The sequence below is a fragment of the Bacillus sp. 22-7 genome, from assembly GCF_010628845.1.
Classification (GTDB): Bacteria; Bacillota; Bacilli; order Bacillales; family Cytobacillaceae; genus Cytobacillus; species Cytobacillus firmus_B.
This window is the reverse complement of the sequence record NZ_NJQY01000021.1, coordinates 105,684-121,349: the sequence shown is the minus strand read 5'-3', so window position 1 is coordinate 121,349 and position 15,666 is coordinate 105,684. Positions and strand designations below refer to the sequence as shown.

Annotated in this window: 13 protein-coding genes; 4 read left to right on the top strand and 9 right to left on the bottom strand. The window is 41.6% G+C overall.

The window, feature by feature from the left end:
* Nucleotides 1-36 precede the first annotated feature (36 nt).
* The 4 genes from CE058_RS16425 to CE058_RS16410 all read right to left on the bottom strand — a co-directional run bounded on the left by CE058_RS16425 (nt 37) and on the right by CE058_RS16410 (nt 6,044).
* Nucleotides 37-2,622 carry an EAL domain-containing protein gene (locus tag CE058_RS16425; protein ID WP_163144119.1) on the bottom strand — a complete coding sequence of 862 codons (2,586 nt, stop codon included), beginning with the start codon at nt 2,620-2,622 and terminating at the stop codon, nt 37-39.
* 187 nt (nt 2,623-2,809) lie between these two features.
* Complete coding sequence (locus tag CE058_RS16420) at nt 2,810-3,499, bottom strand: ComF family protein (RefSeq protein WP_353618143.1); 690 nt, start codon at nt 3,497-3,499, stop codon at nt 2,810-2,812.
* A gap of 7 nt (nt 3,500-3,506) precedes the next feature.
* Nucleotides 3,507-4,976 carry an ATP-dependent helicase ComFA gene (locus CE058_RS16415; RefSeq protein ID WP_163144183.1) on the bottom strand — a complete coding sequence of 490 codons (1,470 nt, stop codon included), beginning with the start codon at nt 4,974-4,976 and terminating at the stop codon, nt 3,507-3,509.
* Nucleotides 4,977-5,204: 228 nt separating this feature from the next.
* Nucleotides 5,205-6,044, bottom strand: coding sequence for a DegV family protein (locus tag CE058_RS16410; RefSeq protein ID WP_163144117.1), 840 nt, complete (start codon nt 6,042-6,044; stop codon nt 5,205-5,207).
* A 215-nt stretch (nt 6,045-6,259) separates the two neighbouring features.
* Here CE058_RS16410 and CE058_RS16405 point away from each other — a divergent pair, with 215 nt between their 5' ends.
* Nucleotides 6,260-6,538: a hypothetical protein gene (locus CE058_RS16405; protein WP_163144115.1), complete on the top strand. Its 279-nt coding sequence runs from the start codon at nt 6,260-6,262 to the stop codon at nt 6,536-6,538.
* A gap of 146 nt (nt 6,539-6,684) precedes the next feature.
* Nucleotides 6,685-6,876 (top strand): hypothetical protein, encoded by a 192-nt coding sequence (locus CE058_RS16400; protein ID WP_095243406.1) that lies wholly within the window; start codon nt 6,685-6,687, stop codon nt 6,874-6,876.
* Between the two features lie 2 nt (nt 6,877-6,878).
* Here CE058_RS16400 and CE058_RS16395 read toward each other — a convergent pair whose 3' ends face one another.
* The gene (locus tag CE058_RS16395) at nt 6,879-7,559 is read right to left on the bottom strand and encodes a response regulator (RefSeq protein WP_163144113.1); all 681 of its coding nucleotides are present in this window, start codon (nt 7,557-7,559) and stop codon (nt 6,879-6,881) included.
* A 58-nt stretch (nt 7,560-7,617) separates the two neighbouring features.
* A complete protein-coding gene (locus CE058_RS16390) occupies nt 7,618-8,757 on the bottom strand; it encodes a sensor histidine kinase (RefSeq protein ID WP_048009872.1) in 1,140 nt (379 codons plus the stop codon).
* Between the two features lie 408 nt (nt 8,758-9,165).
* Here CE058_RS16390 and CE058_RS16385 point away from each other — a divergent pair, with 408 nt between their 5' ends.
* Complete coding sequence (locus CE058_RS16385; protein ID WP_163144111.1) at nt 9,166-9,804, top strand: YigZ family protein; 639 nt, start codon at nt 9,166-9,168, stop codon at nt 9,802-9,804.
* Between the two features lie 87 nt (nt 9,805-9,891).
* Nucleotides 9,892-10,974: an LCP family protein gene (locus tag CE058_RS16380; RefSeq protein ID WP_163144109.1), complete on the top strand. Its 1,083-nt coding sequence runs from the start codon at nt 9,892-9,894 to the stop codon at nt 10,972-10,974.
* Nucleotides 10,975-11,350: 376 nt separating this feature from the next.
* Here CE058_RS16380 and CE058_RS16375 read toward each other — a convergent pair whose 3' ends face one another.
* The 3 genes from CE058_RS16375 to CE058_RS16365 all read right to left on the bottom strand — a co-directional run bounded on the left by CE058_RS16375 (nt 11,351) and on the right by CE058_RS16365 (nt 15,648).
* The gene (locus CE058_RS16375; RefSeq protein ID WP_048009875.1) at nt 11,351-12,412 is read right to left on the bottom strand and encodes an MraY family glycosyltransferase; all 1,062 of its coding nucleotides are present in this window, start codon (nt 12,410-12,412) and stop codon (nt 11,351-11,353) included.
* Nucleotides 12,413-12,663: 251 nt separating this feature from the next.
* Entirely contained in the window at nt 12,664-13,782 is a 1,119-nt protein-coding gene (csaB, locus tag CE058_RS16370; RefSeq protein ID WP_163144107.1) for a polysaccharide pyruvyl transferase CsaB, read from the bottom strand.
* A 3-nt stretch (nt 13,783-13,785) separates the two neighbouring features.
* Entirely contained in the window at nt 13,786-15,648 is a 1,863-nt protein-coding gene (locus CE058_RS16365) for a DUF5693 family protein (protein WP_163144105.1), read from the bottom strand.
* Nucleotides 15,649-15,666: the final 18 nt, after the last annotated feature.

Here is a 15,666-nt window from a genome sequence, read left to right as displayed (position 1 = left end):
TTATAGCTCGAAGAATAGGATAATTATAGAAAAATATTATTCGAAGTACTGCTGGCTGCTGGCTGTTTCTATGAAACGAGATTCGGGAACGGGTAGGTCTTGCTCAAGTTGACTTTGCAGGATATCAAGCATCGCCGCCAATTCCGCTCTAGGTCCCTCTTCGATAATAAATTGAAATCCATAAATAGTCAGAGCATCTGATATTTCAGCTTTTCGGACAATCGTTCCGGTATAGGAAAGATCCTCTCCTGAAAGCGTGGTCTCAATTAATAGAATGATATCTTTCCTCACAGGGAGTTTCATCTTTGAAACAAATTTTACTCCGCCTGCACTCATATCTTCAATCAGGATCTTCGTGCTGCCCATTTTGACAGGCTTGCTGTTAAGCTCTAAGATGGTCATGTCCGCCTCCAGCGGATAGGGAAACTCGACCCGGACATACTTGCGCAACCCTTTAAACACATTGTCTTCCTTAATATTCCGCGGCTTCAAGGTGCCAATCAACAGATTCTGCTCAAAGGCGGAAGGCGGAATTGGCTTGCTGAAAAGATACCCCTGTATTTGGTCACACTCATTTTTTCTTAAGGAATAGAACTGTTCAAAGGTCTCAACGCCTTCTGCTACCACCTTCATATTCAGCCCATGGGCGAGCTGAATCAGATTGGCCGTAATGATGGCATCTTCTGTGTTTTTATCCATTGCCTGGATAAACGTTTTATCAATCTTTAAAACATCGAATTTATATTTCTTTAATTGAGTGATGGAAGAATAGCCGGTTCCAAAGTCGTCCAGCGCAATTTTCACTCCCATCTCACCCAATTCCTTAAGCACCGCTATCACGTTCTCTGAGTAATTGATCAGGGAAGACTCGGTCAATTCAATCTCAAGCAATGATGCGTCCAGACAATTCTCATCCAATGCTGCCTTTATCGTGGAAACAAAACAGCTTTTCAAAAAGCTCAGCGGAGAGATGTTCACTGATATCGGAACAATCGGCAGCCCGCTTTCCTTCCAGGAATGAATCTGCCTGCATACCTTCCTTATCACGTATTCGCCTATATCTACGATTAAACCGGTTTCTTCTGCAACGGGGATAAACTCCAGCGGTGAAACTCTGCCCCATTCCGGATGATTCCATCTTAATAAAGCTTCCGCACTTAGTATTCTCCGTGTTTTCGTATCAACTCTTGGCTGGTATTCAAGAAAAAACTCGTCATTTTGAAGTGCTTTCCGCATATCCTGTTCCAAAGTAAAAAGCTTATAAGATTCAATATCCATGGAGGGATGGTAAGCCTGGAATCTATTATTCCCTTTCTGCTTGGCATGGTATAGGGAAGATTCCGTATTTCTGACCAATTCATCAGCTGCGATTCCATTATCCGGATATAAACTAATGCCTATAGACGGGGTAATACTGAGCTCAAAGCTGTTGATATGAAATGGTTCAGAGAAGATTTGATTAATGGACTCCGCTATTTGTCCAGGATCCTCCTTCTCCTGGATAGGTTCCTTAATAACTGCGAATTGATCACCGGAAATTCTTGCTGAAAAACAGACTGAATTTAGCTTCTCCTTCATTCTTTGTGAAACAAGCCTTAGAAGTTCATCTCCTGATGAGTGTCCAAATGTATCATTAATCTGTTTTAAGCGCTGCAAGTCAAAAAACAAGATGGCAAACCCCTGGTGTTCATCGTCTTCAATAAGGGTTTGAAGTTTCTGATCAAAGTATCGGCGATTCGGCAGATCTGTCAAATGATCATAAAAAGCCATACGCCTCATTCTTTTTTCAAGCCATTTTTGTTCCGTTATATCCGTTACAAATCCATCAACGCGTATAAGCTCTCCTTTTTCATTCAGATACGGGATACTGTGATCATTAATCCATCTGAGCTCACCGGACTTATGAACAATCCGATACTGATAGCGGATGCTATTCCCATTCAGAAGTTTCACCCGCTCCGCCTCTACCACCTGCATATCCTCCGGATGGATTACATTGTTCCACAAATCGAAGTCAGCAATAAACTCCTCGGCCGTGTAGCCGAAAATCCCATCTACACCTCTCGAAAAATGAAGAACCTTTCTTTCCAGTAAATCTGCAGAATAAATGCCCACATCAAGATTTTCATATATCTGTCCTATTTTCCGCTCGTTTTCATAGAGTTTTTCTTCCATGCGCCGCTTTTCAGTTATATCCTGAATCGTGGCAATGATTTTGGGCGATCCATCTCCATCTGCAAAGTAATCTGCCCGATGGTGAATATACCGTTCTTCACCATCCTGCCTGATCATCCTGCATACCAGGTCCACACTGTCCTTTTCCTTGAGAAGCCTGTTAAACTGCTGTTCAAAGGTCAGCCGGTCATCCTGATGAAGATAGCTCAAATACATTTGATAGTCCGGGAAAAAATCTTTTTGAGGCTTTAGACCAAAAATCCGGAACAGCTGATCAGTCCAAAATCCTTTATCGGTTTCAACATCGTACTCCAGGCTTCCAATGTTGGCGATCTTTTGGGCCTGGTTGAGGTTATTTTTTATTTTAGTCAATTCCATTTGATGGATGTAATATTCAGTCATATCCTTTGGATTGATATCATCTTCCTGCGAGTTTAATTCGTTCACTTCCAAACATCCTTTCCAAACAAAATGGCAACTGAATTATGTCGCCATGGCAGATCCAATGCTTTAGATCAGTAGCTGGTGTCTTTCCCATCCGTAAAATTCGCCCTTGATTAGAATATTTTAACATAGGAGTATTTTCCTAATAACTGATCAATCCAAAATATTACTTTGTAATATCTTCCATTACTTATCCTCTTGCCAATGTAAATGAACATACCGATGCAGCTCCTCGTTCCTTCAAAACCTTCGCTGCATGGTATAAAGTAGATCCAGTTGTATAAATATCGTCGATGAGGAGGATATTTTTGTCTTTAACCGCTGTCTCGGGAAATAACTCGAAGACCTGTGTTAGAAGTATGCGCTCTTTTCGCGATTTTTTTGATTGTTTTTCCGAGTGGCTGCGCTGAAGAAGCTCTACAGATGTAAAGCCTGCTTCCCGAATAAGGGCGGATGATTGATTGAATCCTCTTTCGTAAAGCCGCTCAGGACTCAGCGGGATGGGAACGAGGAAGTCGAAATGAAGAGACTGAAGTCTTTCAATAATGAAAGGGGAGAATGCTTTAGCGAGGATATAATCACCGCGGAACTTATAGCGGGCAATTGTCTCTTTCAAAAAGTCATCATAACCGAAAATTGAGTGGTTTTTATCAAGCTGTCCTGACCAGACTGTGTCCTGGTTCCACCTTACGCAATCTTTGCATAGATTCCCTTTTCGAAATTGAGGATCTAGCATGCTGAAGGGGCGGCTGCATTTATTGCAAGTATCGCCTTTGATAACTGGGAGTTTGTCCGTGCAGGTCTGGCATAAATGATTCTCTTTTGGCCGCGACCAAAGAGTTGACCAGCTGACAACAGACAGGATTTCATCATGGCATATTAAACAGTTAATAGTCGATCAGTCCTTTCTTCTTGGCTTCGGTGTTCATTTTGAGGATTTGCTTTCGTGCTTTGACCATGCTTTCGGTTTTGCCGTAATGGAAAAAAGTGATATCTCCGTTTGGAAACTGAGCACTTCTGCCGACCCGTCCGGCAATCTGAACTAGTGCGCTTTCGGTGAAAATGCGGTCTTCTGCCCCCAGAACAGCTACATCTACATTAGGAAACGTTACGCCTCTTTCCAGGATGGTTGTTGTTATGAGCATCGGGATTTCCTTATTGCGCATCATTTGGACTTTAGCTTTTCGCTCGGGGTCTTCTGCGTGCACAGCTTGAATTTTAGGATAGGATTTACGGAGTATGGTGAGGACCTTCTCCATTTTATCGATTTTGGGGAGGAATAGGAGGCACTGCTTCTGATTGTCGCTCCTCTTTTTGATCCATTGGGTGACTGCAGGCGGGAGTTTGTCTTTTTGAAGCGACTTTTCCCAATTGCCGCACCATTTGAATGACGGTACTGGCAAGGGGTGGCGGTGATATCTGGCTGGGATGGTGACATAATCTCTTTTCCCTCTCCGACATTCATTCTGCCATTTTTGATTCGGGGTAGCTGTGAGATAAATCATCGAGGAATGTTCTTTGCGGGACTGGCGGACAGCATACTGAAGGCTTTCGTCTGCCGTATAAGGAAAGGCATCCACTTCGTCCAGAATGACTGTATCAAAAGCTTTGTAAAAGCGGAGAAGCTGGTGCGTGGTTGCGATAGTTAAAGGCGCCTGGATATGGCGGTCTTCACTGCCGCCGTAGAGGACAGCTACCTGGACCCCGGGAAAGACTGATTGAAGCCGCGGACCAAGCTCGAGCACAACATCCGTTCTCGGAGTGGCAATGCACACTCTTTTTCCGGAAGCGAGAGCAGCATTGATTCCTTCAAATAGGACCTCCGTCTTTCCTGCACCGCAGACAGCCCAGACGAGGAGTTCTCTATTTTCTATGATAGTCTGTCTAACCTGATCTGAGGCTATCTGCTGGCCTGGTGAGAGGGTGCCTGCCCATATGAGCGGATTTTCGGTCAGCACCTGCGCTGGCTCAGGTCCGCACCAGCCAATCAGTGGGGTGCACTCACTGACCCGCCCCATCATGATGCATTTTCGGCAGTAAGTACATTCTTCCTCACCGCAACGGGCACATGGGAAGCTTGCGAACAGTGAGCTATCTTTATTGCCGCATCGGGCACAAACTGTCTTGCTTTTTGTCTTAATTATCCCTTTTCGGTAGGTAATATAGCCATTTTCATAGTGCTGCTGGATTTCATTGAGTGGATTCAGAAGATTTTCGAGTAAAAGTTGTTTTCCGTAGAGGATTTGCTGGAGTTCTTTGTTAAATGGGTAGTTTTCGTTGAGTGGAGGCTCTGGAATGGTGTCAAAGGAGGATATCTGAAGGCTTTCTGGAGGAAAACCGTTTAGATATGGGGTCATATTAGGGGTAAATCTCAATTAGTTCACCTCTTGATTAAAAAGTTTATTTCTCTATTTGCAGTTTTGCGGTTCTATTTGCAAATTCTCCGATCTATTTGCAGATTTAGGCTCGCTATTTGCATATTCAAGCTATCTATTTGCAGGAGTCCTCAATCTATTTGCAAATCCACATCACCCCTCTCAAAAAATCTGCGCCACTCCCCAGAATGGCGCAACTCCAAACAAACATTACTTCTTCACCCAGCCAAATCCCATAGCGCCTTCACCCAAATGAGTTCCAATAACGGGACCAAAATAGCTGATCATAAACTCAACATTCGGATACTGCGCCGCAAGCTCAGCCTTCCACTCACGCGCCTCTTCTTCGCGATTAGCGTGGATAATCACCGCCTGATACGGCTCCCCGCTTTTTACATCTTCCCAGAAAAGGTCAACCATCCGCTTCATCGCTTTCTTCCGAGTGCGGATCTTTTCAAACGGAACAATTTTTTTATCTTCAAAATGAAGCAGCGGCTTGACCTGGAGCAGGCTTCCGATCAAGGCCTGTGCACTGGACAAACGTCCTCCGCGCTGAAGATGCGCAAGGTCGTCCACCATGAAATAAGCACGTATGCTCTTCTTCATTTCCTCAAGCCGTTCCACGATTTCCTGTGGACTCTTACCGGCAGCAGCCAGTTCAGCGGCTTCAATCACATAAAACCCCTGCACCATACAGCTGATTTCGGAATCAAAGGGGAATACCTGAATATCGTCCACCATGCTCCCGGCAGTGACTGCCCCCTGAAACGTGCCGCTGATGCCGCTCGACAGATGAATCGAAATTACTGCATCAAATTCTTTCGATAATGTCTCAAACAGCTCGGCAAACTCGCCCACCGGCGGCTGTGAAGTAGTCGGAAGCTCTTTATGCTTCACTTCTTCATAAAAATCCGCAGCCGTAATTTCCACTTCTTCCTGGTACGTCTCACCGCCAAAAATAACACTCAGCGGAATCATATGTATATTTAACTTTTCTCTTAAATTCTTAGGAATGTATGCTGTACTATCCGTTACAACAGCCGTTTTCATAAATAGAGGTACCATCCTTATCTTTTTTCTCTACTGTATGTTCCATTTTATATGATAGCGGGGGAAATTGCATTAAGTTATAGAGTCGGGAAGTAAATAATCCTATGCCCCATTATGCCTACTTTTAAGACCTGGTAATTTTTTACCTTAAATCCTTCCCATGTGTATGATAAAATGCTCCTTGTGTCTTTATTTTGTAAAGGAGCTGTAACACATTGATTAAAAGCATTTCTTCCACAAATACCACCGTATCTAATAAATACAGCTTAGATATCCTTCATCAAATGCTTAATAATGAATTAAGTAAGTATAAACACATTAAAGTTCCTAATATCAACCATTCTGTCAGCGGGACAGAACTTGCTTCATGGCTGATGGACAGTGCATCCCCCAAAGAAATCGAAGAGCTTGTTCACATGGTGAACCAGGCTAAAAAAAGATCTTCCAATACAAAAGCTATTTTTCAAATAGCCGCAGCCGCACTTATAAAATAAACACGCCAAGGTGAGTGCTACACGCACTAATTTGGTTAATATTTCAAGAAAAGTGTATAAATGCCTTTAAATCATATGATCTATCCGTTATCATTAATATATATAAGTAAATTTCCATTTGAAACAATAAAGAATAGAGGTAAATCATGGCGCAAGCAATCACAATTATTCTTTCTTCGTTTATAATTTTTTTATTAATTGAGGAGATTTCCCATCTTGCCTTTAGAAGGTATTTAAATGGTCCTTTTGTTTTCTTAGGAAATTTAATGAGATTATTGAGTAAAGTTAAAAATAAAAAAGAAAAAGCCCCTTCCAAAAAGGACTTTTTCTCTCAATAATATTATCGAACCTCTACCCAGCCGTTCTTAATAGCTACAACAACTGCCTGAGTACGGTCATTCACATTCATTTTTTGCAGGATATTGCTCACGTGATTCTTTACCGTTTTTTCGCTTATGTATAAAGCTTCCCCAATTCCGCGGTTGCTTTTGCCATCAGCCAGGAGCTGAAGCACTTCACATTCGCGGCGTGTCAGCAAGTGAAGAGGACGGCGGATTTCCACCTGTGAGTAAGATGTTGTTCCTGTGCCTTCTGCTGCAAGTCTGCGGTATTCATTTACCAGGTTGTGTGTCACCTTCGGATGTAAGTAAGATCCTCCATCAGCGACAACCTTTACAGCTTCGACTAATGCATCTGCATCCATTTCTTTTAAAAGGTATCCGCTAGCTCCAGTCTTAAGGGCGTGCGTTACATAGTTCTCATCATCGTGGATGGAAAGAATGATTACCTTAGATTCTGGATATTTATTAATCAGCTGGCGGGTCGCTTCCACACCATTCGTATTTGGCATATTGATGTCCATGATGATGACATCTGGATCATACTCTTCGACAAGAGCCATGGCTTCACTGCCATCATCGCCTTCTGCCACTACACTAAAGCTCTTTTCGAAATCTAAAATGCGTTTTACCCCTTCTCTGAATAATTGATGGTCATCAATTATGACGATCTTTGTATTCAAATGCTTCGCCTCCCAAATCTCCAGTTCGTTTTATCTATCTCTATTCTTAAGATGTTTCCTATTTCAATGGCACCTGGATTATGACAATGGTTCCTTTTCCCGGTTTGGAATCTATGGACATCTGGCCTTCCAAAAGTTCCAGCCTTTCACCCATCCCCATAATTCCAAAAGAGCCCGGACGCTTCTCGCGTATATTGAAGCCTTTCCCATCGTCTTTGACGACTACTGCTACCCTAGTGCTGTTTATCTCTATTTTCACTTGAATTTCTTTAGGATCCGCATGCTTGAGAGCATTTGTCACAGACTCCTGAATCAAACGGAACAATGCGACTTCATATTGTGGCGGCAATCGCCTTTCTTCGCCAACATTCGCGAAATATATCTTGGTACTCCTGTGATACTCTTCGATCGTTGTTAAGTATTTTTTGAGGGTAGGTATTAAACCCAGATCATCAAGAGCCATTGGACGCAAGTCATAAATAATCCTTCGGACCTCATATAGAGCATTGCGGACCATTTTTTTCAGGTCTTTTATTTCCGTAATGGCTTCATCTGCACCGCGTTCTTTGTATACCCGCTCAATTAAATCGGATCTCATCATGACATTCGCCATCATCTGGGCAGGTCCGTCATGGATCTCACGGGATACTCTTTTCCGCTCTTCTTCCTGTGCTTCGATGATTTTCAGGCCAAAATCCTGTTTCAGCTTCGCATCTTCAATGATTTCGCCCATTTGTTTCAAGTCACTTGTCAGATAATTCATTACAACCGTAATTTGTGAAATAAGAACTTCCGATCTATCGATGGTGTCATTAACACCTACAAGCCGTCTTTCAATGTCATCACGACGATCCCTCAGCTGTTTTTCAAGCTGACGGTTCATGGATAAATCCATTTGAAGCTGATGGGCTTTCTCATAGGCTTCACGGACTTCAGACTCAGAATAATCCTTAAAATGCATGCTTACTTCAGAAAGGCGCTTTCTTGCAAAACGGGTTTGCACCTCCAGCCGATCCCCTTCTTCAATTACTTTAAGGACCATTTGTTTTACTTCCATCAATTCTTCCGTCAGGGTCTCGTAATCTTTACGGCATTGCTCTCCTATACGGAATATTTCATCTTTACTGGTACCTACTGTTTGAACCATTTTTTCAAGGATAAGATCCAGAGTCTTGGAATCGAATTTCTTAATACTCATTTACATTCCTCCAAGGGCGTAACCCTTCCGCTATGTACCTTTATTTTAGCGCTAAATGAGTTAAGATACTATCTTTCCAGTCTGAAAATTATACCAAGTTACCTAAAATTCGGTAAAAAGGCTTAGGCTTGTGATTTCACCCTATGTCTTATATCCTATATAAAAGCAGGGTAAACATGACTACCAGGGAAAATAATATGTATATTTATACCACTTAAAGATTAAAATCGGCACATTTTTATTATAGCAGCATAAACATCAGATTTGCTTACATTATAACATGGGAAAAAATGTTCTATATTAAAGTTTCATTACATTCTGTTAAAAAATTGATGTTGGGAAACTTGTCGAATTATAATGAATTTAGCTGAATTTTTTTGTACAAAGAGTTAAGAAAGGAGCGGTTCTGTGCTGCCCTCTTATTATACAGTTAAGGGATACGGAGAAAATGAAATTGAAATAGAAAGATCCAGGTTTATTGCTCATGTAGGAAGAGCAGAAACAGCAGATGAGGCCCTGGAATTTATTCAGAAGATTAAGAAAATGCATTCCAATGCCACCCATAATTGTTCTGCCTACTTAATTGGTGAAAACGATCAGATCCAAAAAGCAAATGATGATGGAGAACCAAGCGGCACCGCTGGTGTGCCTATTCTGGAAGTGTTGAAGAAAAAAAAGCTGAAAGATACAGTTGTTGTCATAACCAGGTATTTCGGCGGAATAAAATTAGGAGCAGGCGGATTAATCAGAGCTTACGGAAGGGCAACCTCTGAAGGCTTGCAGGCGACTGGAATAGTTGAACGAAAGCTCATGACAGTTATGAAAACAAAGATTGATTATACGTTGCTTGGCAAAGTCGAAAATGAGCTGAGATCTTCCATTTACGCGATAAAGGAAGTTCATTATCTTGATACAGTCACAGTTGAAACATTTGTTGAAGAAAATCAAACGGGGGCTTTTACTGACTGGATGACCGAATTAACAAATGGGGCGGGTAAAATTACTTTAGGTGATAGCCTATACCTGGAAGAAGAGGTAATACAATAGCCTACCCAAAGTTTTGTTTTACTAAACTCCCTAAAAATTATAAAATAACATATGGCACTCTTTACTTTTAAATAAAGGAGCATACAGATGTCTCATGATAGACGTTCAATAGTTATCGAAAAAAGAAAATCCAAAAGGAAGAGAAGAATCTTTTTATTTATTTTCCTTCCTATTATCTTACTGACACTCAGCGCAACGGCTTATGGAACATTTTTATATAATAAAGCACAATCAGTTATGGAAGATTCATATAATCCTATAGATCGCACAACAAAAAGAGCATCGGCAGCCCAGCCGGATATTGATAATATTTCTGTGCTATTCATCGGTGTGGATGACAGCAGCAAAAGGTCTTTCAGCACATCCTCCAGATCGGATGCGCTTATGCTTGCTACTTTTAATAAGGATTCCAAATCAGTTAAATTACTTAGCATCCCAAGAGACTCTTATGTTTACATTCCGAAATTGGGATACCAGGATAAAATTACTCATGCCCATGCGAATGGCGGTCCTGCAACCACCATTGAAACCGTGGAAGAGATGCTTGATATTCCAGTCGACTTTTATGTGAAAGTGAACTTCAATGCGTTCATCGATATAGTGGAAGCTTTAGATGGTATTAAAGTAGATGTTCCTTACGCTTTTTCAGAGCAGGACTCAAATGATACACCTAATGCCATAAGTTTAGAGCCAGGATACCAATTATTAAATGGTGAAGAAGCACTGGCATTGGCCCGTACCAGAAAAAAGGATAGCGATATCCAGCGCGGCGAAAGACAGCAGGAAATCCTGAAAGCCATTGTAAACAGAGCTGTTTCAGTTGGCTCTATTTCAAAGTATGCTAATGTTATAGAAGCAGTTGGAAAGAATATGGAGACTGATTTAACCTTTGATCAGATGAAGGCATTCCTGAACTATGCCACTGAAGGATCTTCGATAAACATCCAATCATTGAATATCGCCGGACAGGATATGTACCTGCCGAACAGCAACGGAAATCGCGTTTATTATTATGAATTAGATCAGACCAGCCTGGCAGAAATCCAGACCGAGTTAAAAACCCATTTAGATCTGAGCGATACAGAATTCGGACAAAATTCAATGGATGATGATGAAAATCAATTACAGAGTGATAGTCAGACAGACTATCAGGCCGAAAGTGAATATTAAAAATGCAAAAACCTCTCAACTCCAGTAAGAGTTGAGAGGTTTCTTTGTGATTTATCCTGGGGACAAAAAAATACAGCCTATAAATGCTGTATCAGTTTTAATTGATGATATTTTGATTTTTTAAAAAGACTGGAATTATAAGGTGATGTAGAGGCCGAGCATAGGATCGTGTTATAAGTCAAAAACCAAAACTGATGCCAACTAATCTTCATTTTCTTGACCATGTTATCACTCCTTAAGTTCCTTTATATAAAAAATAACATGGATTTGTTAAGCGAATATTATGTAAATGTTAAGAAAATTTTCAGATTTTTTTACATAAGTCCATTTGCACAAGCATAAAAATAAGCAACCTAATAAGGCTGCTTATATATCTTTATCTATTTTTGGCAGAGGAAGCAACTCTGCTTTTCAGCCTTTTTAACAGCGGCTGATAATCCTTACCCACTAATCCAATCACTTCCGCAAATAACTCAATTAAAAGCGCGATGACCGTGATGAATAATAGGGCCCCCCACACTTTTGCCTGAGAAAAGATGATCGCTGCAAGGCCGAAGAAAACTGAAATCGCATAAATCATCAATACCGTTTGCCTGTGTGTAAATCCTAAGTTCAATAAACAGTGATGCAGGTGAGATTTATCTGGTGCCGATAAAGGCTTTTTATTCACAATTCGTCTGATGATCGCAAAAAATGTATCTGATAGCGGCACACCCAAAATCAGAATCGGGATGATAAACGAAATCACTGTGACATTCTTGAAGCCCAATAGGGACAGCACACCAATGATATACCCTAAAAAAAGAGCTCCGGTATCACCCATGAATATCTTTGCCGGGTGAAAGTTGTAGAAGAGAAAGCCCAGTGTACTAACCAATACAAGGGTTGAAACAGCGATAACATAGGTATTCCCCATGATGATCGCCATACTTGATATGGTGATCAGCGCAATCGATGATACCCCTGCCGCCAAACCATCTAAACCATCAATCAGGTTGATTGCGTTCGTCACACCGACAATCCACAGGACTGTAATCGGAATGGCAAAATAACCAAATTCAATTTCCCCGCCAAAAGGAGTATTGATGGAATTAACATCCACTCCTCCCCACAAAACAACAATTAAGGCAGCTGCAATCTGTACAAGCAGCTTAATTCTCGCAGAAAGCTCATACTTATCATCCAATGCACCAAGAATAACAATCAGCAAACTGCCCGCCAGAATGGGAATATGGTACTCCTTGTCAGGCTGAAAAATGAGCATTCCAAGCAAAAAACTGATATATATCGCAAGCCCGCCTAATCGGGGCATTACTTTTTGATGAACTTTTCTATGGTTAGGCCGATCTGTAGCTCCTATTTTCAACGCCAATTTTTTTACAAAAGGGGTCATAATAACAGAGCATAAAAAACATAATACTAAGGTCAAGTAAAACATAAAGACCCTCCTTATGAGTATAATGCCCCCATTTCACTTTCGGAATCAGGCATATTTTTCCTAACAAATGTATGTATATACCGAGCCTAATTATATCATACATCTGCATCAAATAGCTTTTTTATTTTGACTTGGCTTCCAGGCATACTTACAATTTTTTCGAAAATTCCCTTCATCCTGATTCCTTATTTCGACATGAACTATGCATTCCTTTAATAAGACGTTCAAGGCGCCATAATAGTTACATGCTTTTAGCGTTTTTTCAGTGACCCCTCACCAATTTTATTCCCCCTCACCTCCTTTTCGAAATATTGAATAGCTTTTTGAGCCGTACTGCCAGCTTCCCGCTGAAGGTGCCCGATTGTTTCCTCAAGATGAGCAGATTCCGCACCTTTGTTTTGCAAAGCGGCTCTTATCGCTTGTGATAGAGATGATCCATTCCAGCTTTCGTCCATCACATGTCCTGCTACAGGCTGGCCGGCAATCTCAGCAAATGCTTCAATTTTCGGATCATAAGAGATAGCAATGAAAGGAGTATAGGTGATTGAAGAAAAGATCAGGGCATGCAGCCTCATTCCAACCAGCAGATCTGACTTTCCGATGATGGCTATTTTTTCTTCAATGGAGGCATCATAAGGAGCAATATAGCTTTTCTCCTTCATTTTTTCAGCCGTTTCTTTAGAAGCTTTTTCATCGTGTTTACCGTGCATAGGAACAAAAACAATCTGCTTTCCTTCCTGTGCAATCTTATCTAAAGCCTCTGCCAGCTTGTGTTTATAGTCTGCCGAAGACGGCCAATCTCTGACGGATACCGTAACAACAGAACCTGTAAAGGCCTGCTTCTCCCACCAGGTGCTGATTTGCTCTGCAAGCTTAAGCCCTAATACAGGATCGGGCACAATTTTAATTGGATTTTGGACTCCTATTCTTTCGAGCAGTTTCTTGGATGCCTGGTCGCGTACTGTTATCTCCGTTTTTCTTAATACTTTCTTTACAACAGCCCTGCTGAAAGGATGGTGCAGCGGACCAATTCCTTGTGCATAGATAAATACCGGTTTTCTGATAAGGTTAGCAAATTGAATCACGCCTGTGTAATAAGGAATTGACCTAAGTTTCGTCTCATCCTGCAGCAGACTGCCCCCTCCGCTTATCAAGCCGTCAGAAGCAATTAAGGCTTTGCATACTGCTAACATGCTCCAGCGGTCCACTGCCTTGACATCGTACGTTTTCTCTGTAAATGGCGGGTTATTCGATAGTACAGTTATTTCAATTCCTGGTTCATTATCCCGTAAAGCCTGGATGATCGAATAAAGAATCGCCTCATCCCCTACATTATCGAAACCATAATAACCTGAAAGAACTACCTTCATTGATTAACACCTCAGTTTCCATTTCTTCTCGTAAATGGACCGGCCCTGTTTATATAAAAAGATAAATATCAGGCCGATCACTAACCCTAATGCAAGGCTGTAAAAAGTCCTCAGAAGTGAAATATAGAGAGGTATATGCAAATGGGTAAAGGTGTTAACAATAGATAAATACCCGATTACACCCGGAATAAGCAAATACAAGCCAATCTTTTGATTTAGCGGATAGATGTACAGCGCAAGTACAAAGAACGGGAAGCCAATCAGGAATTCCTTCGTTCTCGGCCTTACATACAACACCTCTTCCAGCCATTGGCGAAAAGCCAGCTCAATGGAGGATACGCTCCCCGCATTTCCTGTCCGGCTTATATAGTACAAGCCGATAATGCCTATTAAACCTATAACAGCTAAATGCCAATACTGAACCTTCATGTTCAGAATGCCCTTGAGGTCCCGTAAAAGCGCATAAATCATGACAAATAGGATTGGAACGATGTAGGTCAGCTTAACCCCGCGGAACGCTTCAATCTTTACCAAATACTCATTTCCATTCAAAAGCGAAGTAATAATGATAATGCCCGCAAAGCTGATTAGAGCCGCCCGGCCATATGGCAGGAATATCCCTTTTCTATTTCTAATAGGGATGACAGCAAAAATTGGCGTAATAACGGCAACCAGTAAAGCAAGCCCCTGCAGCAGGATCTGGGCCTTCAGCAAAAAGGCTGCTGCTGCAATCAAAAAAGTGCCTGCAAGCGATGCATAGAATAAAGCCCGCCTGGAAAAAATCGCTTGTACAGCAAGTGAAATGAAAAGGACAGCAGCCATTAAAGCAGACAATTGACTCCAGAAAGGTACAAATATTTGATCAAACATTTGGGCTTTACCAGGTTTATAATGGACTGGCATTTGGCTATTTATCGCCTGAATAAACTCTTCAGTGTTCAAAAGTGCTTCCCCAGGGTCTGCCCCCTCCTCCACTCTAATGAACAGGGAGCGGATATTCCTTTCCTTTACGGCCCGAACAGCCCTATCCACGCCTTCCTCCATGCTTGGGACTTTATTCAAGTCAATGCTGTGCAGCCGGATTATATCAAAATCTATCGCTCTGGCCATCGTACCGATTCCAAGCTGATCGGCAAATTCAATGGCATAAACGGCTATATTCTCATCTTTAAGTTTTTGTGCAAAGCTTTTGATCTTTTCTGCATCCGGATAGCCGATGACTTCATCACCGGAAAACAAAAGGCGATTTGATTTCTCATCTGAAAGATCAAGCAGCTGGTTAAATACATATGGATTTTTTTCATTCAAAGAATTAGGCATTCTAAAAACGACTGAAAGATCTGCTCTCTTAATTTCATCTATAATTTCTTCCGTATAGCCAATAGGTGTTTCATTGAATTGGGCACTGTTCAGTGCAGGAAAGTGAATGAAATCCTTCTTGGAAATTCTGACTGTTTCTTCTGTCTGAAAAACATCCCTAAGCCTGCCTGTCAGCTCGTTTTCATTTTGGATATGTATATAAGCTCCTTCATTAGAAACCCGGTCAGCTGCATCTTCCAATTCACTATTCAGGATAGACATTTCCCGGATTCGCCCGCCGGTCAGGACGTTAATATCCCCTCTGTCCTCCAGGCTATTTAAAGTTTCAGGCTGTATACTGACAGCATGCAGCCCAGCACTTTTCAAATCCTGCAATACATCCTCCAATTGCAGACTGGGATCCATAGACACCAGTGATTGAATATCCTGAAACGGAATAATCGTTTCATAATTCCGATTATTCCATTCAGCCTGGTGCCTTTGCATAAGGCCAGGCAGCGCTAAAAGAAGAGAAAGAATCAATAAACCCAGAACTGCTTTTTTCAATCTCGACATCCTTTCAGA

Bases quoted from the DNA above. Each gene is read 5' to 3' on its own strand.
- CE058_RS16415 (WP_163144183.1), bottom strand. From the start codon at position 4,976: ATGACCCCATATCTAAACGGTTTTCCTCCAGAAAGCCTTCAGATATCC.
- CE058_RS16410 (WP_163144117.1), bottom strand. From the start codon at position 6,044: ATGAAAACGGCTGTTGTAACGGATAGTACAGCATACATTCCTAAGAAT.
- CE058_RS16400 (WP_095243406.1), top strand. From the start codon at position 6,685: ATGGCGCAAGCAATCACAATTATTCTTTCTTCGTTTATAATTTTTTTA.
- CE058_RS16390 (WP_048009872.1), bottom strand. From the start codon at position 8,757: ATGAGTATTAAGAAATTCGATTCCAAGACTCTGGATCTTATCCTTGAA.
- CE058_RS16380 (WP_163144109.1), top strand. From the start codon at position 9,892: ATGTCTCATGATAGACGTTCAATAGTTATCGAAAAAAGAAAATCCAAA.
- CE058_RS16375 (WP_048009875.1), bottom strand. From the start codon at position 12,412: ATGTTTTACTTGACCTTAGTATTATGTTTTTTATGCTCTGTTATTATG.
- csaB (WP_163144107.1), bottom strand. From the start codon at position 13,782: ATGAAGGTAGTTCTTTCAGGTTATTATGGTTTCGATAATGTAGGGGAT.